Origin of the sequence: Hoeflea sp. 108, assembly GCF_000372965.1 — a bacterium.
GTDB lineage: Bacteria > Pseudomonadota > Alphaproteobacteria > Rhizobiales > Rhizobiaceae > Aminobacter.
Window position 1 is genome coordinate 156,499 of sequence record NZ_KB890025.1, and the last position, 23,714, is coordinate 180,212.

Below are 23,714 nucleotides of genomic sequence, written 5' to 3' on the forward strand. Positions count from 1 at the left end.
CGAACTTAAGCTGTCACGAATTCATTTATGACATATGCAAACTTGGTTACGAACCTATGTCGGCACATCCGTGGCCACCGGCGGCTTCTCCGTCGGCGATCGGCGAGGCGTCATCGCCCGGAGCCTCCCGTGGAAACCATACCAGCAAAACTTGGCTTGATCTTTGTTTAATATTGGGAGGCTAATGTGAGCTTCCAAAAACAGTAGGGGCTGGGACCGACGATCCATGGCTAAGCTAAACTGTGTGTTGATTGGCGACGAGTCGCTGCTAGTGCAGTGCGCTGAGATGTTGCGCGCGCGGGACCATGCGATCACAGCGATCGTGACCGGCCGGGCGAGCGTCCGCGACTGGGCCGAGGCCCAAGGCATCGCCGTGGTCGAATGGAGTGCTGACCTGTCGGCACAACTGGCGGCGGTAGACTACGACTGGTTGTTCTCTGTCGCCAACCTTCGCATGATTCCGGATGCTGTCTGGCAACGGGCCAAGCAGGGCGCGATCAATTTCCACGATGGCCCGCTCCCGGAATTCGCCGGACTGAATACGCCCTCGTGGGCGATCATCGAAGGCGCCGCAACGCACGGGGTGACCTGGCATGCCATTACCGCGGGCATCGATGAGGGCGACGTCTATGCGCGCGCTAGTTTCGATGTCAGCGAAGACGAAACCGTCCTGACGCTCAATTCCAAGTGTTTCGAAGCCGGCATCGCAACCTTCGGCGATCTGCTCGATCAGATCGAGCGCGGCACGCTTGCGCCGCAACATCAGGATTTCAGCACGAGGCGCTATTTCGGCCGGTACTTGCGGCCGGATGCGGCTGCGACGTTGCGTTTCGAACGGCCCGCCGCTGAACTTTCGCGCCTGGTCCGGGGTCTCAGTTTCGGCGACGGCTATGCCAATCCGCTGGTGACGTCGAAAGTCCGCGCCGAAGGCAAGGTTTTTTCGGTGACAAGGCTGGAAGTGACCGACGAGCCCGGTGGCGCGAGACCTGGCAGCGTGCTCGCCCTGGGCGAACGCGGCGCACTGGTGGCCACTGCCGACAACCAGGTGTGGATCGATGGCGAACTGCGGCACAGAACGGGCAAGACCGGACTGGCGTCGCTGTTGAAGATTGGCGCAAGTCTGCCCATTATCGATGAAGCGGATGCGCGTGACCTGTCGGCCATCGTGGCCGAGATCGTTCCGCACGAAGGCTTCTTCAGCCGGGCCCTGGCTGCGGCCGGCGACATCGACTTGCCTGACGTGAAGTCCGGTCAGGAGAACGAGCCGGATCTGCAAAAGATCGCGCTTGATATGCCGCGCAATGTCACCGGGGACGACAGGATCGTCCTGATCGGTGCGTTCCTGCACCGCTTGTCGGGACAGCAGACCTTTACGCTGGCATATGCCAATGATGACCTCGCAGCGCTTCAGGCGAAATATGCCGGCTATTTCGCAGCAGCCGTGCCGCTGCGCATCGAGGCCGGCGACGGCATAGATCTCACGCATTTCGCGGATGCCGTGCACCAGTCCCTGCAGCAGCTGCGGAAGCGCCGCACCCATCTTCGGGATCTTGCAGATCGGTCACCAGTCATAGCCGAATTGAGCAGTTCGTTTGGCATTTTGGAAACTGCCGGTGCCGAACAGGCCGCATCCATCGAAGGCTGTGCACTGACGTTTGTGTTGGAAGGCCATGATGGCCAGGCATTCGCGCTCTACGACCGCAATCGCGTCGCAGACCTGCAGGTCGGCGATTATGTGAAGCGTCTCAATATCCTGGCGGCCGCATTTGCCGCTGGCACAGAACACATTGCCGACCTGCCGCTTCTGTCCAAGGAAGAGGAGCAGCGCGTTCTTTACGATCTGAACCAGTCCGAACGTGATTATGAACGTAGCGCCTGCGTCCATGAACTCATCGAGCGCCAGGTCGATCTTACGCCGGATGCTGTCGCACTTGCCTATCGCGACCAGTCGCTGACCTACAGGCAGATGGACGAGCGTGCGAACAGCATCGCGCGGGCTCTCGTCGAGATGGGCGTCGGGCCCGATATGCCGGTAGGCCTCTGCGTCGGCCGCTCGATAGACCTGGTGGTGGGTGCGTTGGCAATCCAGAAAGCGGGCGGCGCCTACTTGCCGCTCGATCCCGATTTCCCCGCCGATCGCCTGTCGTTCATGGTCGAAGACAGTGGCATCAAGGTTGTGCTGGCCGATCGGGCCCATGCGTCCTCGCCGTCATTGGCCGGCGCCAAGGTTCTCTGTGTCGAGGATGTCCTGGCGCGCCGGCAGTCGACGTCCCGGGTGAAGGGTGGCGCGACCTCGGCCAATCTTGCCTATGTGATCTACACGTCAGGGTCCACCGGCCGCCCGAAAGGCGTGATGGTCGAGCATCGGAACGTGGTGAACTTCTTCGCGGGAATGGATGAGCGCGTCGAGGTCGGCAGCCAAGGGCAGCCCGTATGGCTCGCCGTTACCAGCCTGTCTTTCGACATCTCGGTTCTCGAGCTTTTCTGGACGCTGACGCGCGGCTTCAAGGTTGTGGTCTATTCCGGTGAAGCACAGCGGGGCAGGGAAGCTCCGATCCTGCGCACTGCAGGGCAGGGTGCCATCGATTTCGGGCTGTTCTACTGGGGCAATGACGACGGTGCCGGTCCGGCCAAGTACCGGTTGCTGCTCGAGGGCGCCAAGTTTGCCGACGAACATGGCTTCCAATCCGTGTGGACGCCGGAACGGCATTTCCACGCCTTTGGCGGCCCTTATCCCAATCCGGCGGTAACAGGCGCTGCGGTTGCAGCGGTTACCAAGCAACTGTCGATCAGGGCAGGCAGCTGCGTGTTGCCGCTGCACCATCCTGCCCGCGTCGTCGAAGAATGGGCTGTGATCGACAATCTCAGCAACGGCCGCGCCGCGCTCGCCTTTGCGTCGGGCTGGATGCCGGAAGATTTCATCTTGCGGCCGGAGAACGCCCCGCCAAACAACAAGGCGAGCATGATCCGCGACATCGAGACGGTTCGCCGGCTGTGGCGCGGCGAAAGCGTCGACTTCGAATTCGGCAAGGGCAAGGTCAGTGTGGTCACCCAGCCGCGACCGGTCCAGAAGGAGCTGCCGATCTGGCTGACGACGGCCGGCAACCCCGAGACATATCGCGAGGCCGCACGCCTGGGCGCCAACGTGCTGACCCATCTGCTGGGCCAGTCGATCGACGAGGTTGCCGAAAAGATCAAGATCTACCGCGAGACGCTGGTTGAGGTCGGGCGCAATCCTGCCGACTATACGGTCACCCTCATGCTGCACACTTTGCTGGGCGAGGACCGTGAAGAGGTGAGGCGGCAGGCGCGCGGTCCGATGAAGGACTATCTGCGCAGCGCTGCCGCGCTGATCAAGCAGTATGCCTGGGCGTTTCCCGCGTTCAAGAAGCCGCAAGGCGTCACCCAGCCAATGGACATCGACCTCCAGTCGCTCGATGCGGAGGAACTCGATGCCATCCTCGAATTCGCCTTCCTGCGCTACTTCGAGGATAGCGGGCTGTTCGGCACGGTAGACGACGCGCGCCAGCGCATCGAGCAGGTCGCCGCCGCAGGCGTCGACGACATTGCTTGCCTCATCGATTTTGGTGTGCCGAGCGAACTGGTCATGGAGCGCCTGGTGCCGTTGGCGCAGGTCGTGGCGCAGGTGCGCGGTTCAGCCGATCTGGAGCCGGCTACGGAATGGGATGGTGGTTTCGCGACAGAGATCCGCCGACATGGCGTGACACATCTGCAGTGCACCCCCTCTATGGCCAGCATGTTCCTCATGGGCGATGAGGACAGGCGCGCCCTTGGCGGCGTTCAGCATCTCTACATCGGGGGCGAAGCGCTGCAGGGTGCCCTTCTGGCTGAACTGGCCAAGGTATCCGAGGCCACAGTCGAGAATATGTACGGTCCGACCGAGACGACCATCTGGTCATCGACGCTGACCGCGCAGAAGACCGAGGGCGTCGTGCCACTGGGACGTCCGATCGCCAATACGCAGCTTTACGTTCTGGACCGGGCTCGACGCCCGGTGCCGCCGGGGCTGCCCGGCGAGCTTTATATCGGCGGCGACGGCGTGACCCGCGGCTACCTGCACCGGGACGAATTGACGGCGGAGCGTTTCCTGCCGAACCCCTTCATGGCCGGGCGTATCTATCGCACCGGCGATCTGGTTCGTCTCGGTGCCGACGGTACACTGCACTTCCTCGGCCGGGCGGATTTCCAGGTCAAGGTCCGCGGCTATCGCATCGAGCTCGGTGAGATCGAAGCCCGCATCGGTTCTTATCCAGGTGTGCGCGAGGCCGTTGTCGTGGCACGCGAGGATCGGGCCAACGACGTCCGTATCGTCGCTTACATCCGCGCGCCTGGGGTGACGATCGATGAGAGGGGCTTGCGTGCCCACATAGCCGAGGTGCTGCCCGATTACATGGTGCCGGCGCATTTTGTGACGCTCGAGGCATTTCCGCTCACGCCCAACGCCAAGGTCGACCGCAATCGCCTGCCCAAGCCGGAGGAAGTCCGCAGCGTGCCGGCTGCACATGAATATGTGGCGCCGAGCGACAACACCCAGATCGAGATCGCCGAAGCATTCCGGCGTGCCTTGGGGCTCGAGCGCGTCGGGCTGCATGACAGCTTCTTCGCGCTCGGGGGGCACTCGCTTCTCGCGGTGCAGGTGCATCGAGAGCTCAGGAGCAAGGTCGCGCCCGAGCTTACGATCACGGACCTGTTCAGGTTCCCGACGGTGTCGGGCCTGGCAGCCCACATCGCCGACCGGGGTAAGGCAGATGAACGGCTGAGCCGCGTCGCCGATCGGGCCGCCATGCGACGCAATGCGCTTGGCGATCGCCGGGCCGGATTGGTGCGCTCTCGCGACACGGGATGAGCCTGCTTGAAGGCATATTCGGGCCTGATGTCGCAACATCCGAGGGCAATCTTGGAGACATGGCAGCCGACCTCCTGCCGGAGGAGGCTGTTCATCTCACGCGTATGGTCGCGTCGCGCCGTATCGAATTCGCTGCGGGGCGGATGTGCGCCCGCGCGGCGATGCGGAGGCTGGGCCTGCCGTCACTGCCTGTTCTCCACGGCGAGGACCGGGCGCCGATCTGGCCCGACGGGGTGGTCGGCAGCATAAGCCACAGCGGAACGAAGTGCGTGGCTGCGGTCGCACTGGTTGCGCAAGGCTATCGCGCCATCGGGCTCGATATCGAACTGGCGGAGCCATTGCCGCCCGAGCTTTGGTCCGAAATCTGCAGCAGACGCGAACTGCAATGGCTGCTGAGGCAGGACCCACAGTCCAGAGGCGTGCTGGCCAAGACGATCTTCAGTGCCAAGGAATGTGCCTACAAGGCACAATTCCCCATCTCGCGGTCGCTCTTCGGCTTCGAGACGCTGGGTATCGCACTCGACCTGGATGAGGGCAGCTTCGACATCGTGTTCGAGCATGCCGTCGCGCCGTTTGCCGCTGGCCACCGCATGCACGGGCGCTTCCGTATCTCGGATGGGATGATCGTCTGCGGAATGGTTCTTAAGGACACCTGAACTGACGTGGCCCGCGCTGCGATCAGTATCCGGTCTTCGAACTGAGCATTTCCGGGAAGGTCCGCAGCACAATCTGGATATCGAGCCAGAAGGACCAGTTGTGGATGTACCACAGGTCGTGGTTCACCCGTTCTTCCATGCTGAGCACTGTTGGCGTTTCACCGCGATGACCGTTGATCTGTGCCCAGCCGGTCAGGCCGGGGCGCACGTGGCGGCGATAGGCATATTTGGCAATCAGCTTGTCATACTGGTTGTCATGGGCGACCGCATGGGGTCGGGGGCCGACGACAGACATGTCGCCCCTAAGCACGTTCAGGAACTGGGGCAGTTCGTCGATGCTTGTCGACCGCAGCAGAGCGCCAACCCTGGTTACGCGCTGGTCGCCGCGGCTGGCTTGCCGGATCTCTTCCCCGTCCTCCATTACGGTCATGGTCCTGAATTTCAGGATGCGGAAGGCATTGTCGCCATAGCCCTTGCGTCGTTGCGTGAAGAATATCGGGCCACGGGTGTCCAGCTTGATGGCAATCGACACCAGGATGAGCATCGGCGACAGCATGATCAGTGCGGTTGCGGCAAAGGCGATGTCGAAGCTGCGTTTCAAGGCGCGTTCGAATATCGTCAGTGGACGCCGCTGCACCTGGATGGCTGCCTTGTCGCCCATCTGGCGTACAGGCTTGGAAACAATGTCCGCCGCGAAATCATCCAGGATAAGCTTCGCCGGCAGGGGGAGCGCGCGCAGTTCCATCAAGACCGGCTTCAGCGTGGCGAGGTTGGTTCCGTGACCTATCACCAGGACTTCATCGATGTCGAAGGATCGGGCGCCATCCAGCGCATCGCCGATCAGGCGCGTGGCCGAACCTTCGTCGCAGAAGCGTACGACGTGGGATATCGACAGCCCGTACCGGGCGATCTGACCTTGCAGCGGTTCGATCGCATAGGTCTTGCTGCAGACGACCAGCGCTCGCCTTATCTGGAACAGGCCGTGATCCAGTGCGATTCGCAGCTCATTGCGCCAGATGATGCGGCTCGTCACCAGCGAAAACAGGGAGAACCCGGCAAAGACAATCATCGAACCGCGTGACAGCAACTCGCCGATCTTCAAGAAAAAGATCACGGCCGCCAGGAAGGCGAAGATGCTGATGCTGACTATCACGAGAAAAGGCAATTGCCTGCCGAGAGAGACCAGCTCCGACGGCTTGTATTTCCCACCTGCGGTCACCACCAAGGCAAAGATGACGGCATAGACCAGCCCTACGCCAAGATACTCGGATGGCGCGTAAAACGCGCCGAATGCGATCTGATGATAGACGAAACCTGCCACAAGGCTGGAACCCACGATGAGGCAAATATCGATGGCGGCCGCGACAAAGGCTATCGCCTCGTAGTTGAGCCGGAAGGGGAGCCTTGCGCGGATATCCACGCTAGTCGGCTTCTCGGGTATCGACATCCTAGCCTCGTCGCCTGGATATATTGATTAACATGTCGTTAAAGACATGAGCAAGCGTCGAAGCAACATCGCGAAACGATGTCATGGCCGGCGGTACATCGCGATGTTTAACTGATTTATTTTCGTAGCCGACAAAATTTACACTCCCCCGCCCTCACAGGTGATCACTTTTCGCGTGATGAATATTCGAACGGAAGCGGCAGTCGCGGTTGGCGGGATCGAAGATGGCGATGTCGAGTCGGTTTCCGTATCTACTTTCCCTTCTGTGTCACTACACTTTGCATACAACTTCTCGTTTACTGAAAGCTGCAAGCCATCTGCGGTAATTCCATGCACCCATAACGCGCATTTGTGGCCAAGAGTTGCGCAGCCGGGGTGAAATTCTATTGCCAGCGAAAATGGGCTGCGCCGAAGCGGGGCGCGGAGACACAGCGCGACGATGCTCGTCTCTCGGCAGGGCCAATCGCTACAAGAGTTCGGCCATCCGCTTGCGCAGGTACTGCGCATACTCGTTCTTGCCGAGCCGCTCGGCACGTTCCAGTACGCGATGCGGATCGACCCATCCCATCTCTGCCCCGATCTCTTCCGGGCATGCGATCTTGATGCCTTGGCGCCTCTCGATCGTGCGCACGAAAGATGAGGCCTCGTCGAGGCTGTCTACGGTGCCTGTGTCGAGCCAGGCATAGCCGCGCCCCAGCTGGTAGACCTGCAGGTCGCCACGCTCGAGATAGGCGTTGTTGACGTCGGTGATTTCCAGTTCGCCGCGTGCCGACGGGCGGATCGAGCGGGCTATGTCGACCACGTTATTGTCGTAGAAATACAGGCCGGTGACCGCCCAGTTGGATTTGGGCTCGACCGGCTTTTCCTCGATCGTAAACGCTCGTCCGGTGGCCTTGTCGAAGCTGACGACGCCGTAACGCTGGGGGTCGTCGACCTGATAGGCGAACACCGACGCGCCACTCGTGTTTGCAGCGGCCTGGCGGCAGATGTCCGACAAGCCGCCGCCAAAGAAGATGTTGTCGCCGAGGATCATTGCGACGCTGCCGTCGCCGATGAAGTCGCGTCCGATGATGAAGGCTTCCGCCAGGCCGCGCGGTTCGGCCTGTTCCGCATAAGAGAGACGGATTCCGAAATCGCCGCCGTCGCCGAGCAGTGCGCGGAAGCCGGGCAGGTCTCGCGGTGTCGAGATCACAAGAATGTCATTTATCCCTGCGAGCATGAGCACGCTGAGCGGATAATAGATCATGGGCTTGTCGTAGATCGGCAGCATCTGCTTGGATACGGCCAGAGTCAGCGGATAAAGACGTGTCCCGCTTCCTCCTGAAAGAATGATACCCTTCATCAGCTCAATCTCTGCGGTCACAAGTCTTGGATCGACATAGAGGAGGCTAGTCGATCCAATATAAGGATCCAAGGATATAGTTGCCTGTAGGTTAACAGGGCAGGCACCGAATGCAGACGCTGAGCGGCTTGCGACTTCCCAATAGACATCCGGCCGAACCCGGTCGATCGTCGATGGCGCTTGGGACGACCCACCCTCGGCACCCACGTTAACGCTAGCTAAGTTAAGAACTTGTTTACTTTAGCGGCAACGCTACAATCACAACATGCATCAAAATCGACCTGAGTGTGTAGCGTGTTGAGTTCATAGGGGGACATTGTGCTTGTCCGGGAGGAAGTGATAGTTCGCCGCGAACATGGATGCGCTGGTGGAAGAGACCGTTTTCTCGGGACGCCGTTTGATTCAGTCGGTTTCCAGCAGGCGATAGACCTGCTCGAGGCGACAAAAGCAGACGCCACTTTCCGCTATGTCGTCACGCCCAACGTCGATCACGTAGTCAGGCTGGAGAAAACTCGGCAACTCGCCGAGTGCTATGATGCGGCGTGGCTTTCGCTTTGCGACAGCAAGCCGATCTCTATGATGGCGAAGGTCCTGTCGCTGGAAATTCCCCAGGTGACGGGGTCCGACCTGACAGTGGCCCTGTTCGACAAAGTCATCGGCGATACGGACAAGGTCGCGATCATCGCTGCCAACGACACGCTCGTGGATGATCTCAAGCGCACCTTTCCACGGATGTCGTTGCGTACCTTCGTACCACCTATAGGCCTCCTGGGCGACAAGGATGGAATGAGGCGCTGCGTCGAATTCGCGGCGCAGGGCGATGAGCAGTTCATTTTCATTGCGGTCGGTTCGCCGCAATCGGAGCGAATTGCCTTTGAGTTGTCGCGACATCCCAAGTCCCACGGCGTGGCGCTTTGCGTCGGCGCGTCGCTGGAGTTCATTGTCGGTGCCAAAAAGCGCGCGCCGTCGTGGATGCGGAATGCCGGGTTGGAATGGCTGCACCGGCTTTCCAGCGAGCCGCGCCGTCTGTGGCGGCGCTATGTCTACTCGGTGGTGCCGTTGATGCGGCTGTTTGCCAACGAATGCTGGACGCGCCGCCTGCGCGCGCGCTCTCAATGATGGATCGTAAGCTCCGGGCATGGCGACTTGGTCGCGGCATGTCCAATAGCTGACTGGATCCGCCGCCTTACACGATCGGCAGTGAAGTCAGCACGGCGGCAACCAGCGTTGCGAGCCGCACCGCCTCGGTGTCCGAGTTATGGGCAAGCAGAACCCTGGCCCGGCCGGCCAGGCCCATCGTTGCAAGTTGCGCAGCGGGTACCTTGGCCAACTGGCGGATCGTTGCGGCCAGGGCCGACACATTGCCGGCCGGAACGAGCCAGCCGGTCTTGCCCGGCTCGACCAGCTCCGGCAGCCCGGCTATGTAGGTGGCGATGACAGGGCGGCCAGCGGCCATCGCCTCCATCGCGACCACAGGCAGGCCCTCAGCAAAGCTGGGTAGGACAAGGGCATGTGCGGCAGCGAGTTCGGCACGGACGCGACGCTCGTCCACCCATCCGGTGACGGTAACGTGCCCCTCAAGGCCGTTCGCCTTGATTGTCGCCTCAACCTCCTGGCGCAGGTCCCCATCCCCGACAAGGGTCAGATGAAGATTCGGCAATTCGTCCCGAAGTTGCGCGATGGCTTCCAGAAGCAGGAGCTGTCCCTTTTGTTCTACGAGACGGCCGACCGAGACGAGGCGAACCCCGGAATCCGGAAACGGCTCTGGTTGCGAAAAATGTTGCGGCTCGACGCCACAGTGCACGACATGAATGCGGTCCCATTCCTCATGTTTGGACCAGCGGTACAGCTGGCTGCGACCATATGAGCTGACTGCGACCGTAAATGCAGCTCTCTTGATTTTCTCGGCGAGCCCGATGGCCAACGGTTTGTCGAATTCTTCCGGTCCGTGGACAGTGAAGCTATAGGGCAGGCCGCTCAGAATGTGCGTCAGCATCGCCACGGTGGCGGAGTTCGTGCCGAAATGTGCGTGAAGATGCTTGATGTCGAGCGACTTGCAGCGACGGGCGATGTGGCAAGCTTCGACGAAATAGGCGATGTGGCGCAGAAGCCCTGCCTCTGAGCGCCTCGACATCTTGATGGCCAGCTTCAACGCTGCGAGCGCACGGCCGGGGGAGACGAACGCTTGCCGCGCCGTTTCAAGAAGGAGCTTCGCACCACCAAGCGCAAGCACATGCTCGGTGCGGCTGTCTTCGGCAATGTCGGCCGGATCAACGAGTTGGCTTGTTGCGCCCCTCATTGCAAAGCGCTGCACCTTCAGTCCCTGCCGCTCCAGTGCCTGGATTTCGCGGCGGATGAAGCTGTGCGATGGCATTGGGTAAGTATTGATGATGTAGGCGACATTCATGGCCGGATGGGCCGCTGTAAAGCGCGGTGTCATCTTCATAGCGGATGCCTTGCACTTGCACGCCTTGGCAGGAGGGTCACATACCGTACCCATGGTTCGTCTGGAGGAGGCGCAGCTCGCACTTCATGCCTGGCACCATCGTGAGTACAGATGACTTCCAAGTTGCTGCCTCGCAATGCACATTCTTCGCCTGCAACGGGCAACAACTCTCGCACGTCTACTGATTTGCAGTCGAATCCTATCAACGAAAGTCCAACCATCGCTGAGCCGAAAATCGGCTGAAGATCCGCACCCACGCGTATATTTGTAGCGGTTTGGCTCATTTACGGCAATACACTTGTCCGGCAAGGGCTAATTGCCAGTCCGTATGGACGCTACCCGCAAATGGCGCCAACGATGGCCCGGTTGATGGGAGATAATGCCGATTGAGCGCGTCCGAATTGTGACGCCTGCCTAGCGCCTATAATTTCGCCCGCGTGCTGCGTGGCGTGGCAAGGAGCAGGCTGGTCTCGCTGCCGGTGATGCCTGGAATCAGGCGGATGCGCCGCAGCACCGCGTCGAAATCGGATAATGTCTGCGTGCCTAGTTCGACGACGAGGTCCCAGCGGCCATTGGTCGTATGGATCTGCGATACTTCTGAAAAGCCGCCGAGCGCGCGCACAACCCTGTCCGAGACATGCCCCTCGATCTCGATCAGCATGATGCCGCGCACCGGCTGGTCGACGGCGTCAGCACGCAGGATCACCGTGTAGCCAATGATGTCGCCCGATTTCTCCAGCCGTTCCATACGCGAGCGGACGGTGGCGCGTGAGACGCCCAGGTCGATCCCGATGTCGGAGATGCTGCGCCGCCCGTGGTGGCGCAGGAGAGTTACGAGCCGCTTGTCGAGTTCGTCCATTGTGGTTTTCCACTTCGCACAAATTAGCCGCCGTTTCGCAAGGCTTGCATATCGGAATCGCTAATACAATGGCCTCACGTCGCCTGACCTCACCAACCATCCGATGCGGGCGCGGACGGTGGTGCGCGGCAGGCGAGGGCTGGTCGCAACATAAGAGATGCTGCTCGGTCCGACGCGGGCGGCGACAGGGCGACGACTCTTATCAAATTTGGCGGGAGATTTGTGCATTTTGAGAAATATTGCTGCCGTTTTGAGCAGAAAGCATATCGAAAGTGCCAATTCAGTGGCTTCATATTGCCAGCCGCCATCGGTTCAATCGTGACCTGATTGACACGGGTTTGACCAATGCACTGCAAAATCATCGGAGTTCCGCTTCAGGACGGCGCTGGCCGCATGGGCTGCGAGATGGGGCCGAGCGCGCTGCGCACGGCGGGCATCGCGCCAGCCCTTGCCGAGCTTGGCCACGAGGTCACCGACCTCTGCAACATCGCGCCCAGGCCTGTGCGGGTAGATATCCATCCCAATCCCGCGCTGAAGGCACTACCGGAGATCGCTGGCTGGACTGCGGCTATTTCCGAGGCGGCTTATGCTGCAAGCGCCGACGGCATGCCGATCTTCATGGGCGGCGACCATGCGCTGTCGGCTGGCTCGGTTTCGGGCATCGCCCGCCGCGCCGCCGAGACGGGCCGGCCGCTGTTTGTGCTCTGGCTCGATGCTCATCCCGATTTCCACACGCTCGACACCACCGCCAGCGGCAATCTGCATGGCGTGCCTCTGGCCTATGCCAGCGGCCTCGATGGCTTCGAGGGTTACTTCCCCAAGCTTGCGGCACCAGTCGACCCGAGGCGCGTCTGCACGCTCGGCCTGCGCAGCGTCGATCCGGCCGAGCGCCGGGCGTTGACCCAGGCGGGCGTCACCGTTCACGACATGCGCACCATCGACGAGCACGGACTGGCCCCGCTTCTGCGCGCCTTCCTCGAGCGCGTCTCGGCCGAGAACGGCCTGTTGCATGTCAGCCTCGACGTCGATTTCCTCGACCCAGCGATCGCACCAGCGGTCGGCACCACCGTTCCCGGCGGCGCCACTTTCCGCGAGGCGCATCTTGCAATGGAAATGCTGCATGACAGCGGGCTGGTCACCAGCCTCGATCTCGTCGAACTCAACCCCTTCCTCGATGAACGCGGCCGCACAGCAATCCTGATGGTGGATCTCGTCGCCAGCCTGATGGGCCGCCGCATCATGGACCGTCCGACCAGGAGCTTTTGATGACCGCCGCCAGTCTCAACATCGTGCCTTTCGTCAGCGTCGACAACATGATGACGCTGGTTCTCGAAATCGGCGTCGACCGCTTCCTCGGCGAGCTCGCCGGCTACATCGAGGAGGATTTCCGCCGCTGGGAGCTGTTCGACAAGACGCCGCGCGTCGCCTCGCACAGCCATGACGGCGTCATCGAGTTGATGCCGACCAGCGACGGCCAGATGTACGGCTTCAAATATGTCAACGGCCACCCCAAGAACACGCGCGAGGGCCTGCAGACGGTCACCGCCTTCGGCGTGCTGGCCGATGTCGGCTCGGGCTATCCGATGCTGCTTACCGAGATGACCATCCTGACGGCACTGCGCACGGCAGCCACTTCGGCGGTCGCAGCCAAGTATCTGGCGCCCAAGGGCTCGGACACCATGGCGATTATCGGCAATGGCGCCCAGTCGGAGTTCCAGGCGCTGGCCTTCAAGAAGCTGCTCGGCATCGACAAGCTGCGTCTCTACGATATCGACATCGAGGCGAGCCGCAAATGCGCCCGCAACCTCGAGGGGCAGGGCTTCGACATCGTCGTCTGCAAGTCTGGCCAGGAGGCGGTCGAGGGCGCACACATCATCACAACCGTCACCGCCGACAAGCAGTGCGCCACCATTCTCACCGACAATATGGTCGGTTCAGGGGTGCACATCAACGCCGTCGGTGGCGACTGCCCTGGCAAGACCGAGCTGCACCGCGACATCCTGCTGCGCTCGGAAATCATCGTCGAGTATCCGCCGCAGACGCGCATCGAGGGCGAGATCCAGCAACTCGAAGCCGACTATCCTGTCACCGAACTGTGGCAGGTGATTGCAGGCAAGGCCACCGGCCGCGCCAGCGACCGCCAGGTGACGCTGTTCGACTCTGTCGGCTTCGCCATCGAGGACTTTTCGGCACTGCGCTATGTCCGCGACGTGCTGCGCCAGACCAGGCACTATGAGGAGCTCGACCTGCTCGCCGATCCGGACGAACCACGCGATCTGTTCGGCATGCTTCTGCGCCACCGGAAGAAGATAGGCCAGGCCTGAGGACTGGTGTCTTGAGCGAGCGCGGCTCGCAACGATGAGCGTCAGGCCACCCCCTAGAGCGTTTCCGCCTTTCTTCTAATCGCGGAAACCCTCTATCTCTTTGTTTTTGCGCAATTCCCGACGGAAAATCGCTGCACGCTTTTTCTGGAGTTGCCTAGGTCGAGACGAGACCGAGAAGCCGTTCGATCGCACTCGGGATCGGGGCGATGACGGGTGTGCCGAACAGCGGCTGAAGCTGCTCCGCCGCCTGACCCAGCGGGCCACCGCCGATGATGACGGCCTCGGCACCGTCGAGCTCGATGCACTGGCGCACGGCTTCCGCCAGCGACTGCTGCAGTAATACGGGGTCGCTTGCCACCGCCACCGGGTCGCCAGGTGTGCAGCGTATGCCGGTGTAAAGATGGGTGAGGCCGAGATCACGGGCCCGACCGGCGATCGCTTCGGTAAGCTCAGGCGTCGAGGTGGCCACGCCGAACCTGCGGCCGCCCTGCGAGGCCTCGATCATCGAGGCCTCGCAGATGCCGACGACCGGTACGCCGACACGCTCACGCAGGGCCGCCAGGCCTGGATCGCCGAAGGCGCTTACCACGATGCCCCGGCAATTCTGGTCATGCCCGGCTCCGATCTCGATCACCTGTTCGGCGGCAGCGGCAAGCTGCTCGCTGTTGACGATCATCTTCGGGTTCCGGGTGGCCGTGGCGATTGCCACGGCCGTCCGTCCTGTCGCCGCCTTGCTGGCGATCGCGTGCATCATGTCGCTTGTCGCATGCGAGCTGTTCGGGTTGATCAACAGGATATGTGCAGTCATCGTCATGCTCTTGCTTCAACGCGGGCGGGCGAGATTTCGGTTTCCTCGGGCTCGGCGCGCTGGGTCAGGTCTTCCATCGACATGCCGTAGGTCTCCGGCCCGAGCTGGATGCAGAAGGCAAAGACCGCATACATGCCGGCTGCCAGGCCGAACACGCCGATCATGCCGTAGCTGTCGAACAGCGCACCGGCGACTGTGGGAATGAACGAACCGGCCGCCGAGCCGGTGGCCAGGATGAAGGCCACGCCGAAGGCGCGGATGCGGGTCGGGAACAGCTCCGGCGCATAGATCCAGATCGAGGTGTTGAGCAACAGCACGAAGAACTGGAAGATCGCGCCGAACATCAGCACCAGGTAGATGTTGGTGCCGAGATAGACGATCGACACGGCGGCCAGGCAGGCGCAGATGGCGCCCAGGGTCAGCACCTTCTTGCGCGGGAAGTAGTAGCCGAACATGGACGCGGCGATGGCGCCGAGCACGCTGCCGCTCTGGATGATCATCGAATAGAGTAGGCTGCCCTGGAGCGTGTAGCCCATCGAAACGAAGATGATGGGCATCAAGGTCAGCACCGAAAGCTGGGCACCGTAGCTCATCAGGATGGCGATGGCGACCGGGATGGTGCGGCCGATGAAGGGTGCGCGGAACAACTCTTTCCAGTCGCTCCTGGTCGGCTTGGCGTCCTTTGCCAGATCAGCGCTCAGATGCTCGCGCACCACCAGGTTCTTGGGCCGAAGCGTGCCGGACTCCAGGATGGACAGCACCTTGTTGGCCTCGGCGATCTTGCCCTGCGAGGCCAGGAAGCGCGGCGTTTCGGGTACGAAACGACGATAGAACACCACCAACAGTGCCGGCAGAGCCAATGCGGCGAACAGCCAGCGCCAGGCGTTTTCGCCCGGGAACAAAGTGAAGATCATCAGGCCGAAAGCGGGTGCCAGGAAGTTGCCGAAGCCGCCGGCGCCGACATTGACCAGGCCGGCTGCGGTGCCGCGGAATTTGGGCGAGCAGAACTCCGACAGCATGGTGACGGCAGTCGAGATTTCGCCGCCGACGCCGAAGCCGACGATGGCACGGGCAAAGCACAGCGTGGCGAAACTGGGCGCCAGGGCGCAGGCCGCCGAGCCGATGGTGAACAGCAGCAGATTGATGGTCAGCATCACGCGCCGGCCGTAGCGGTCGCCGAGGATGCCCGACAGAAGGCGGCCAATGGCCGCGCTTCCGAAGGTGATCGTATTGAGGAAGCCGATATCGGCGCCGGTCAGGCCCCAATGCTCCTTCAGCATCGGTCCGGCCACGCCGATGGTGTTCTGCTCGAAGCTGTCGAACAGGCAGCCGATGAGCACAAGCGCGATGATCTGCTTGTGTGCCCCCGTCACGCCGATGCGGCTCAGCGCCGTTTCCATTTGCTTGATCACCGGCGATGATTTGCCGGATGACATCATCCCTTCCGCTGCCATGGTCTCTCCTCCCTTGGCTCAACCAGATGTGAAAACTGATTTTCACAAAGGTATCACATGAAATTGAGATTTTACAACCCGATCTTGCGAAGCTTGCCGGCTGTGTGAATTGCGTTACCGCCGAAAGTGGTTATGTCTTTGTGATTCCTGTGCGTTTGGCGCGGGAGCGCGCGTGATCGGGCGCTGTGATGCCTTGCGGCGGCGCCGGATAGGCGCGACAGTGTGGCGGACTGGGCGAATGGCGGAAGGCGCTATGGCATCGAAGGAAAGGTCGTTCCTCTTCCGCGTCAGGGAGGCGCTCGAGGATCTTCACCCGGCCGAGCGCAGGCTGGGCGACTTTGTCTGCGACTTCCCCGGCGAGCTGGCCAGTTACTCGGCCTCGGAGCTTGCGACGCTCGCCCAGGTGTCCAATGCGACCGTCTCGCGTTTCGTCAAGCGACTCGGCTACGAGAATTACGAAGAGGCGCGCCGCGCGGCCCGCGAGGAAAGGCAAACCGGCTCGCGCCTGTTCCTGACCACCTCGGCAGATGCGGCCGGCACTCAGTCGCTGTCAGCCCATGTTGCCCAGGGCATCGCCAATATCGAAGGCACTTTCTCCGGCATCACCGACAGCCAGATCGATGACGTCGTCGACGCAATGCTTCAGGCCCGCAAGGTCTGGGTGATGGGCTTTCGCAGCAGCCACCCTTTTGCCGACTACCTGCAATGGCAGATGACGCAGGTGATTGAAAACATCGTCGCCATTCCCGGCGGCGGGCAGACGCTGGGCGAACATCTGGTCAGCGTTGGCAAGGACGATGTGGTCGTGGTCTTCGGTATGCGCCGCCGTGTTGCCCGCATGGACATGGTGCTTGAGGCAATCGAACGGAGCGGCGCTCGGCTGCTCTACATCACCGACGAGGGCCTGCCCCACCGCCAGAGTGCCGCCTGGCATTTCCGCTGCCAGACCCTGGCGCCTGGACCGCTGTTCAACCATGTCGCCGTCATGGCGATCTGCCACCTGCTTGCCACCCGCGCCATCGAGCGCGCCGGCGCCAATGGCCGTGCCCGCCTCAGGGGCATCGAGGCCATTGGCGATGCCCTCGAGGAACTCTAGCCGCGGGCCAAACGGGTCAAAAAAAATCTTCGTGCGGCAACCCATTGGGAACGCTCGGGAGTGCCCGCCCGGCTGTGCCAAAACGGCTCTGATCCTGTCTGCCAGGGCCGATTTCGGAAGGAACTGTTAACCATCGGTTCCTATTGCTCAGGGGACGTTCAAACCGGCGAGTCCTCAGTATGGCATCCATGCGTTTTCCCAGGGCAAATCTATCTGGCACTGACTCCGGGGAGGGTGAGCAGCACCGCCACGAGGCCGCGCGCGAGCAGGCGCATGTGGTCGATTTTGCCGGCCGCATTGTCAACCTGCGCGGCAACGAACACACCTATATGAAGCCCAAGGATGACGGCGCGGTGTTCCCGAATTTCGGCGGCAACGAGGGCGAATTCGCCCGCCCGGGCTGGCAGGACTATTTCTTCCTCGCTCCCAATGTGCGCTTCACCCGCACGCCCGACCGCGAGGTCAAGAAGATCAAGCCCGAGGACGGCGAGCAGGTGCACGACGAGCCGGTCCAGCAGGCGCCAGCCCAGCCGGTCGCGGCTGCACCCCAAACCGCACCGCAGGCTTCCTCCCAAGCTTCGAGTTCAGCCGCCGTTGCCAGGCCTGCCGCAGTGACGCCTGTGCAGTCGCGCCCGGCAGAACCTTCGTTGCAGCGCGTCGTCGAGAGCGCCCAGGTGCTGACCCCGGCTGCGCCCGTGCACGCCCCGACCGCGCCCGCAATGGCTGCCGCCCATGCCACCACGCGCCATCAGGCGGTTGTGGACGCTGCGACCGTTGCTCCGACCACCGCGTTCAGTGCGCGCTGGTCTTATCTGTCGGATCACGCCTTCTTCGAATTTGGCGCGCCCTATGCAGGCGAGTTGTTGCCCCAGACGGCAGCGGCTGCCACGCCTGTTGTCGTCCAGGCACCGCGACCAGCTTTTGTCGCTCCCGTGCGGGTGGCCGCTCCGGCGCCAGCCACGGCATCCCGCCGCACCACGTCCAGGCCGGCATCGGTGGCTGATGTGACTGCGCTCTACAGGGTCATCGAGTGCCCGACGCCGAACCATCCGGTAGTCGCAGACGTCGAAGCTCTGGCCACCACGGTTACGGTCGAGACGCTCGAGCCAATCGCCGCGACGCCTGCCGTCGCTCCGGCGCCTGAGATTCCGGTCGCCGCAGTGGAGGAGGCCGTGGCTGTCGAAACGACAGCGGAGGTCAAGACGCCGACGCGTGTCGCTGCCAACGATGCAGCGCCGGCAGTGGCGTCACGGACCGTCGAAATCACCATGCCGGCTCCGCGCCAGACGCCGTCCTTGCCGATGGCCGGCAAGCTCATGCAGTTCGAGCCCGGCGAGAACTATGAGCTTCCGTCAGAGGAGTTGCTGCAGCAGCCGCCGGAAGGGCAGGGCTTCTACATGTCGCAGGAGCGGCTGGAGCAGAATGCTGACCTTCTCGAAAGCGTGCTCGAGGACTTCGGCGTCAAGGGCGAGATCATCCATGTCCGCCCGGGCCCGGTGGTCACCCTCTACGAATTCGAGCCGGCGCCAGGCGTGAAGTCGTCGCGGGTCATTGGCCTTGCCGACGACATCGCCCGCTCCATGTCGGCGATCTCAGCGCGCGTCGCCGTCATCCCGGGTCGCAACGTCATCGGCATCGAGCTGCCCAATGAGACCCGCGAGACAGTCTATTTCCGCGAGTTGATCGAGTCCGACGGCTTCCGCAACACCTCGTGCAAGCTGGCGCTCTGCCTGGGCAAGACCATCGGCGGCGAACCCGTCATCGCCGAACTTGCCAAGATGCCCCATCTGCTTGTCGCCGGCACCACCGGCTCGGGCAAGTCGGTCGCCATCAACACCATGATCCTGTCGCTGCTCTACCGGCTGAAGCCGGAGGAATGCCGCTTGATCATGGTCGATCCCAAGATGCTGGAGCTTTCGGTCTATGACGGCATCCCGCATCTTCTGACCCCCGTCGTCACCGATCCCAAAAAGGCGGTCACCGCGCTGAAATGGGCGGTGCGCGAAATGGAGGACCGCTATCGCAAGATGGCACGGCTCGGCGTGCGCAACATCGACGGTTACAACCAGCGCGCGGCGATCGCCCGCGACAAGGGTGAGACCGTGGTGATGCAGGTGCAGACCGGCTTCGAAAAGGGCACCGGCGCGCCGCTGTTCGAGGAGCAGGAAATCGACCTCGCACCGATGCCCTATATCGTCGTCATCGTCGACGAGATGGCCGACCTCATGATGGTCGCGGGCAAGGAGATCGAGGGCGCCATCCAGCGCCTCGCCCAGATGGCGCGTGCCGCCGGCATCCATCTGATCATGGCGACCCAGCGTCCCTCGGTCGACGTCATCACCGGCACCATCAAGGCCAACTTCCCGACCCGCATCTCGTTCCAGGTGACGTCGAAGATCGACAGCCGCACCATCCTCGGTGAGCAGGGCGCTGAACAGCTGCTCGGCCAGGGCGACATGCTGCACATGGCCGGCGGCGGCCGTATCGCCCGTGTCCACGGCCCGTTCGTCTCCGATGCCGAGGTCGAGCACGTGGTTGCCCACCTCAAGGCCCAGGGACGGCCAGAATATCTTGAGACCGTCACCGCCGACGAGGAGGACGAAGCGCCTGAGGTCGACGACAGCGCGGTCTTCGACAAGAGCGCCATGGGTGCCGAGGATGGCGACAACATCTATGACGAGGCGGTCAAGGTGGTGCTGCGCGACAAGAAGTGCTCGACCTCCTACATCCAGCGCCGCCTTGGCATCGGCTACAACCGTGCGGCGTCGCTGGTCGAGCGCATGGAAAAGGAAGGCATCGTCGGCGCTCCCAACCATGTCGGCAAGCGCGAGATCATGCTCGGCAAGCGTGAAGAGATGGATTGAGCGCTTCGGCGCTCATCGATAGATCACAAAGAACAGGCCGCGCATTGCGCGGCCTGTTTTCTTAGTAATTCCATGAGGGGCGTACTTAGAACCGATAGTTGACCCCCAGTTTGAAGGCATGGATGTCGAAATTATCGTCATAGGTGCGGAAGAGGGCAGGCTCGTTGAGCGCGAGATTCGCATCAAATCGATAGAACTGATATTCGCCTCTGATCGACCACTTGTCGTTGAGTGCCTGTTCTATACCTGCGCCGACTGTCCAGCCGGTCAGGGTCTCGGATCCGCTTGCGTTCACGGTGTTAGCCAACGATATGTCGCTCATCGAGAGCTTGGTAAAACCAACGCCACCCTTGGCATAGAACAAGGTGCGATCCATGGCATAGCCCAACCTGCCGGTTATGCTGCCGAGATAAGTGAACTCGTTGTCGTTGGTTGCAATAGGTCCACCCGCAACTGGAAAGCTGACAATATCGCTTGTTCCGTTGGCCCAGGAATAGGCCAGCTCACCTTCGACGCCGACCACCATCGAGCCCCACTGGTGATTGTAACCGACCTGGCCGCCTAGAAGTGCGCCGCGTGCATCGGGAGATGCCGTCTCAGCTCTGACACCACCTGGCGATAGATAGGCACCTTCGCCGCTGCCTTTGCTGTAGCCGAGTTGGAGCCCGATATATCCGCCTGTCCAGACAAAGGGAGCCCCGACGGAGGTTGGAACAGGCTCTGAAGCGACAACGTCTGCAGCCGAAGCCGTGCCTGCAGCCAATGAGACGAGCACGATAGCAAGCGCGGTAGATTTCATCCCAAGCTCCCCCTTGTTTAGGGGAATGCTATATGCATGATTTGCTTGTGCAAGCAGGAATTGCGTTTGCCGGCTACGGTTGCGCTCTTGGGGTTGCGGTCTTGCAACACTGGCGCGAACAGCTGCTAGCTAGGTGGCGGGAAAGTTGCCGCGCCGCGCGGCTTTGCTCTCCCAACGCACGAAGGCTATCGTCGGCGCGCCCAGCCATGCTCGGCAAGCGCCAGGAAGACTGAGCGCTTCGGCGCTTGGCAGGCGGGCACTCCGTGAAGACATGGAGGCCCTCTATGAGCTTGTCATCTGCACGACCACCTTGCCTTTGGCGTGGCCGGCTTCCAGGTAGGCAAAGGCTTTGGCAATGTCCTGGAAGGGAAAGACACGGTCGATGACGGGTCTGACCGTGTCGTCGGCAATCAGCCCGGCGAGCTCGGTCAGCTCGCTCCCGCTCGGATGCATGAAGAGGTAGCGGTAGGAGACGTGATGTTTCCGGGCCTCCGCGCGCAAGCGGTAGGAGATGAACCAGAAAAGCGTCGCAAGCACGGCACCGCGGCCCAGATCCTTGCGCGCGGTCTCGGGCTCCGGCATGCCGGCAATCGAGACCACTTTTCCGCCTGGTTTGACCACGCCGAACGACTTCATCAGCGTTTCGCCGCCAAGCAGATCAAGCACCCCGTCCATGTCGCGCAACTCTTCCTCGAAGCGTTGCGTCGTGTAGTCGATCACCACGTCGGCGCCGAGTTGTTCGACAAGCGCCCTGCCACGTGGCGATGCCGTCGTCGTCACCTCGGCTCCGAGCCATTTTGCCACCTGAATGGCGAAGGTGCCGACGCCGCCCGCTCCCCCCGGAATGAAGATCCTGTTGCCTTGCGTCACATGGAGTTCGTCGCGAAGTGCCTGAAGTGCCGTGAGGCCTGCGAGGGGCACACCGGCGGCGGCGTTGAAATCGATGGATGCGGGAATTTTCGCCAGAAAACCTTCCGGGACGACGGCATATTCGGCGAACCCACCCATGGCTTCCTTGGGCATGCGGGCGAAGACCCGGTCTCCCGGCACGAATGACGTGACGCCCTCTCCGCATTCCTCCACGACGCCTGCCATTTCATTGCCCATGACGATCGGCAAGGGATATCGCTTGATGACCCTGAGCTTGCCTTCGCGTGTCTTGTAGTCGACGGGATTGAGGCCCGCGGCATGCACCCGCACCAGGACATCGCCGCGAGCCGGCCGTGGACGCGGTATGTCGCGCAACTGAGCGGCTTCCGGGCCGCCATATCCGGTGAGTACAAATGCCCGCATGGTCATGAGCGCATCCGGTGGCCGATTTCCTTTGCCATCATCCTCTACGAGATGAGGCGCTTGGACAATGCCGCGACGCGCCTATCGAGCAGGCCAACACTTCGCTTGGGGTCGGCCAATCGACGTCGTTGTGAAAGAAAAAGCCGCGCAGTGCGCGGCCTTTATTGTTGGTTGTCAGGCGTTACGCCCGCTCTTCCCAGACCTGGACTAGCTCGACGATGGTGCGGACGGCTTTTTCCATGTCCTGGCGGCTGACCCATTCCAGAGGCGAGTGGAAGGCATGGCCGCCGGCGAAGATGTTGGGGCAGGGCAGGCCCATGAACGACAGGCGCGAGCCGTCGGTGCCGCCGCGGATGCTGCCGCGGACAGGCTCCATGCCGGCGCGGCGGATTGCCTCGACGGCGTTCTCGACGATCTCGGGATGGCGGTCGAGCACCACCTTCATGTTGCGGTACTGCTCCTTGACCGTGAAGCTGTAGGACGAGCCGGGGAAGCCCTTCATCACGTCCTTGACGATCGCCTCCAGCATCGCCTCCTTGTCGGCGAGGCCCTTGTCGTCGAAGTCGCGCACGATCAGGCTGATCGCGGCCTTCTCCATCGAACCGCTGACGTTGGTCGGATGGACAAAACCCTGGCGGCCCTCGGTCGTCTCGGGCGCCTGGTCCCTGGGCAGCCGGTCGACGATGGCGCCGGCGATCTTGATGGCGTTTTCCATGCGGCCCTTGGCGAAGCCCGGATGCATGGCCACGCCCTTGATCTCGATGTCGACGCCGTCCGCCGAGAAGGTCTCGTCCTCGATGGTGCCGGCCGTCTCGCCGTCCATGGTGTAGGCGAAGTCTGCGCCGAGCTTTTCGAAATCGACCTTGTCGACGCCACGGCCGATCTCTTCATCAGGGGTGAACAGGATCTTGACGGTACCGTGCTTGATCTCGGGATGGTCGACCAGGTACTGCGCCGCCGCAACGATCTCGGCTACGCCCGCCTTGTCGTCGGCGCCAAGAAGCGTCGTGCCGTCGGTGGTGATGATGTCGTTGCCGATCTGGTTCATCAGTTCAGGATGTTCGCTGACGCGGATGATCCGGGATGTGTCGCCCGGCAGCACGATGTCGCCGCCGGCATAGCTGTTGATGACCTGCGGCTTCACCGCAGTGCCGGTGAAATCGGGTGCTGTGTCGACATGCGAGCAGAAGCAGATGACCGGAACCTGCTTGTCGGTGTTCGACGGGATGGTGGCGTAGACATAGCCGTTCTCGTCGATATGGGCGTCCTTCAGGCCGATCGTCAGCAGCTCCTCGACCAGCACCCGGCTTAGGTCCTTTTGCTTGTCGGTCGAAGGCTGGGTCCTCGAGGCCGCATCCGACTGCGTGTCGATGACGACATAGCGGAGGAAACGGTCGGTCACGGTGTAGTTCATGGCTCAATCCATTGCGGCTTGTCGGCGATGGCGTGTCATAGCCTT

16 protein-coding genes are annotated in these 23,714 nt (G+C 62.0%); 7 read left to right on the forward strand and 9 right to left on the reverse strand.

All coding sequences use genetic code 11. The features are described from left to right. The first annotated feature begins 286 nt into the window (after nucleotides 1-286). Together B015_RS0126720 and B015_RS0126725 are read left to right on the forward strand one after the other, a co-directional pair. Nucleotides 287-4,867, forward strand: a complete 4,581-nt coding sequence (locus B015_RS0126720; protein ID WP_018430829.1) for a MupA/Atu3671 family FMN-dependent luciferase-like monooxygenase — start codon at nucleotides 287-289, stop codon at nucleotides 4,865-4,867. A 59-nt stretch (nucleotides 4,868-4,926) separates the two neighbouring features. Continuing rightward, nucleotides 4,927-5,523, forward strand: a complete 597-nt coding sequence (locus tag B015_RS0126725) for a 4'-phosphopantetheinyl transferase superfamily protein (RefSeq protein ID WP_157632929.1) — start codon at nucleotides 4,927-4,929, stop codon at nucleotides 5,521-5,523. 22 nt (nucleotides 5,524-5,545) lie between these two features. Here the strand turns inward: B015_RS0126725 and B015_RS31660 are convergent, their stop codons facing one another. Then, complete coding sequence (locus B015_RS31660) at nucleotides 5,546-6,970, reverse strand: undecaprenyl-phosphate glucose phosphotransferase (protein WP_018430831.1); 1,425 nt, start codon at nucleotides 6,968-6,970, stop codon at nucleotides 5,546-5,548. A 466-nt stretch (nucleotides 6,971-7,436) separates the two neighbouring features. After that, on the reverse strand, nucleotides 7,437-8,312 hold the full coding sequence (gene rfbA, locus B015_RS0126735) for a glucose-1-phosphate thymidylyltransferase RfbA (RefSeq protein ID WP_018430832.1): 876 nt from the start codon (nucleotides 8,310-8,312) through the stop codon (nucleotides 7,437-7,439). 318 nt (nucleotides 8,313-8,630) lie between these two features. Here rfbA and B015_RS31665 point away from each other — a divergent pair, with 318 nt between their 5' ends. Then, entirely contained in the window at nucleotides 8,631-9,431 is an 801-nt protein-coding gene (locus B015_RS31665) for a WecB/TagA/CpsF family glycosyltransferase (RefSeq protein WP_245262423.1), read from the forward strand. A 67-nt stretch (nucleotides 9,432-9,498) separates the two neighbouring features. On the opposite strand, the gene B015_RS0126745 is transcribed toward B015_RS31665, so the two are convergent. Together B015_RS0126745 and B015_RS0126750 are read right to left on the reverse strand one after the other, a co-directional pair. Next, nucleotides 9,499-10,758, reverse strand: a complete 1,260-nt coding sequence (locus B015_RS0126745) for a glycosyltransferase (RefSeq protein ID WP_018430834.1) — start codon at nucleotides 10,756-10,758, stop codon at nucleotides 9,499-9,501. Nucleotides 10,759-11,179: 421 nt separating this feature from the next. Further along, nucleotides 11,180-11,617: an Lrp/AsnC family transcriptional regulator gene (locus B015_RS0126750; protein WP_018430835.1), complete on the reverse strand. Its 438-nt coding sequence runs from the start codon at nucleotides 11,615-11,617 to the stop codon at nucleotides 11,180-11,182. Between the two features lie 345 nt (nucleotides 11,618-11,962). Between B015_RS0126750 and rocF the strand changes: the two genes are divergently transcribed. After that, nucleotides 11,963-12,883, forward strand: a complete 921-nt coding sequence (rocF, locus tag B015_RS0126755) for an arginase (protein WP_026227771.1) — start codon at nucleotides 11,963-11,965, stop codon at nucleotides 12,881-12,883. Beyond that, entirely contained in the window at nucleotides 12,883-13,941 is a 1,059-nt protein-coding gene (locus tag B015_RS0126760; protein ID WP_018430837.1) for an ornithine cyclodeaminase, read from the forward strand. Before rocF ends, B015_RS0126760 begins: the two co-directional genes overlap by 1 nt. 154 nt (nucleotides 13,942-14,095) lie before the next feature. Here the strand turns inward: B015_RS0126760 and B015_RS0126765 are convergent, their stop codons facing one another. Both B015_RS0126765 and B015_RS0126770 read right to left on the reverse strand, forming a co-directional pair. Beyond that, nucleotides 14,096-14,749 (reverse strand): aspartate/glutamate racemase family protein, encoded by a 654-nt coding sequence (locus tag B015_RS0126765; RefSeq protein ID WP_026227772.1) that lies wholly within the window; start codon nucleotides 14,747-14,749, stop codon nucleotides 14,096-14,098. Between the two features lie 2 nt (nucleotides 14,750-14,751). Further along, a complete protein-coding gene (locus tag B015_RS0126770) occupies nucleotides 14,752-16,203 on the reverse strand; it encodes an MFS transporter (protein ID WP_018430839.1) in 1,452 nt (483 codons plus the stop codon). A 253-nt stretch (nucleotides 16,204-16,456) separates the two neighbouring features. Here B015_RS0126770 and B015_RS0126775 point away from each other — a divergent pair, with 253 nt between their 5' ends. Both B015_RS0126775 and B015_RS0126780 read left to right on the forward strand, forming a co-directional pair. Continuing rightward, nucleotides 16,457-17,299 (forward strand): MurR/RpiR family transcriptional regulator, encoded by an 843-nt coding sequence (locus B015_RS0126775; RefSeq protein WP_018430840.1) that lies wholly within the window; start codon nucleotides 16,457-16,459, stop codon nucleotides 17,297-17,299. Nucleotides 17,300-17,478: 179 nt separating this feature from the next. Beyond that, a complete protein-coding gene (locus B015_RS0126780; protein ID WP_157632930.1) occupies nucleotides 17,479-20,163 on the forward strand; it encodes a DNA translocase FtsK in 2,685 nt (894 codons plus the stop codon). Between the two features lie 85 nt (nucleotides 20,164-20,248). Here the strand turns inward: B015_RS0126780 and B015_RS32800 are convergent, their stop codons facing one another. From B015_RS32800 to pepT, 3 genes are all read right to left on the reverse strand, one after another. Further along, a complete protein-coding gene (locus B015_RS32800; protein WP_081623581.1) occupies nucleotides 20,249-20,962 on the reverse strand; it encodes an outer membrane protein in 714 nt (237 codons plus the stop codon). 282 nt (nucleotides 20,963-21,244) lie between these two features. Continuing rightward, a complete protein-coding gene (locus B015_RS0126790) occupies nucleotides 21,245-22,261 on the reverse strand; it encodes an NADP-dependent oxidoreductase (protein WP_018430843.1) in 1,017 nt (338 codons plus the stop codon). Nucleotides 22,262-22,436: 175 nt separating this feature from the next. Beyond that, nucleotides 22,437-23,669: a peptidase T gene (gene pepT / locus B015_RS0126795; protein WP_018430844.1), complete on the reverse strand. Its 1,233-nt coding sequence runs from the start codon at nucleotides 23,667-23,669 to the stop codon at nucleotides 22,437-22,439. Nucleotides 23,670-23,714 lie beyond the last annotated feature (45 nt).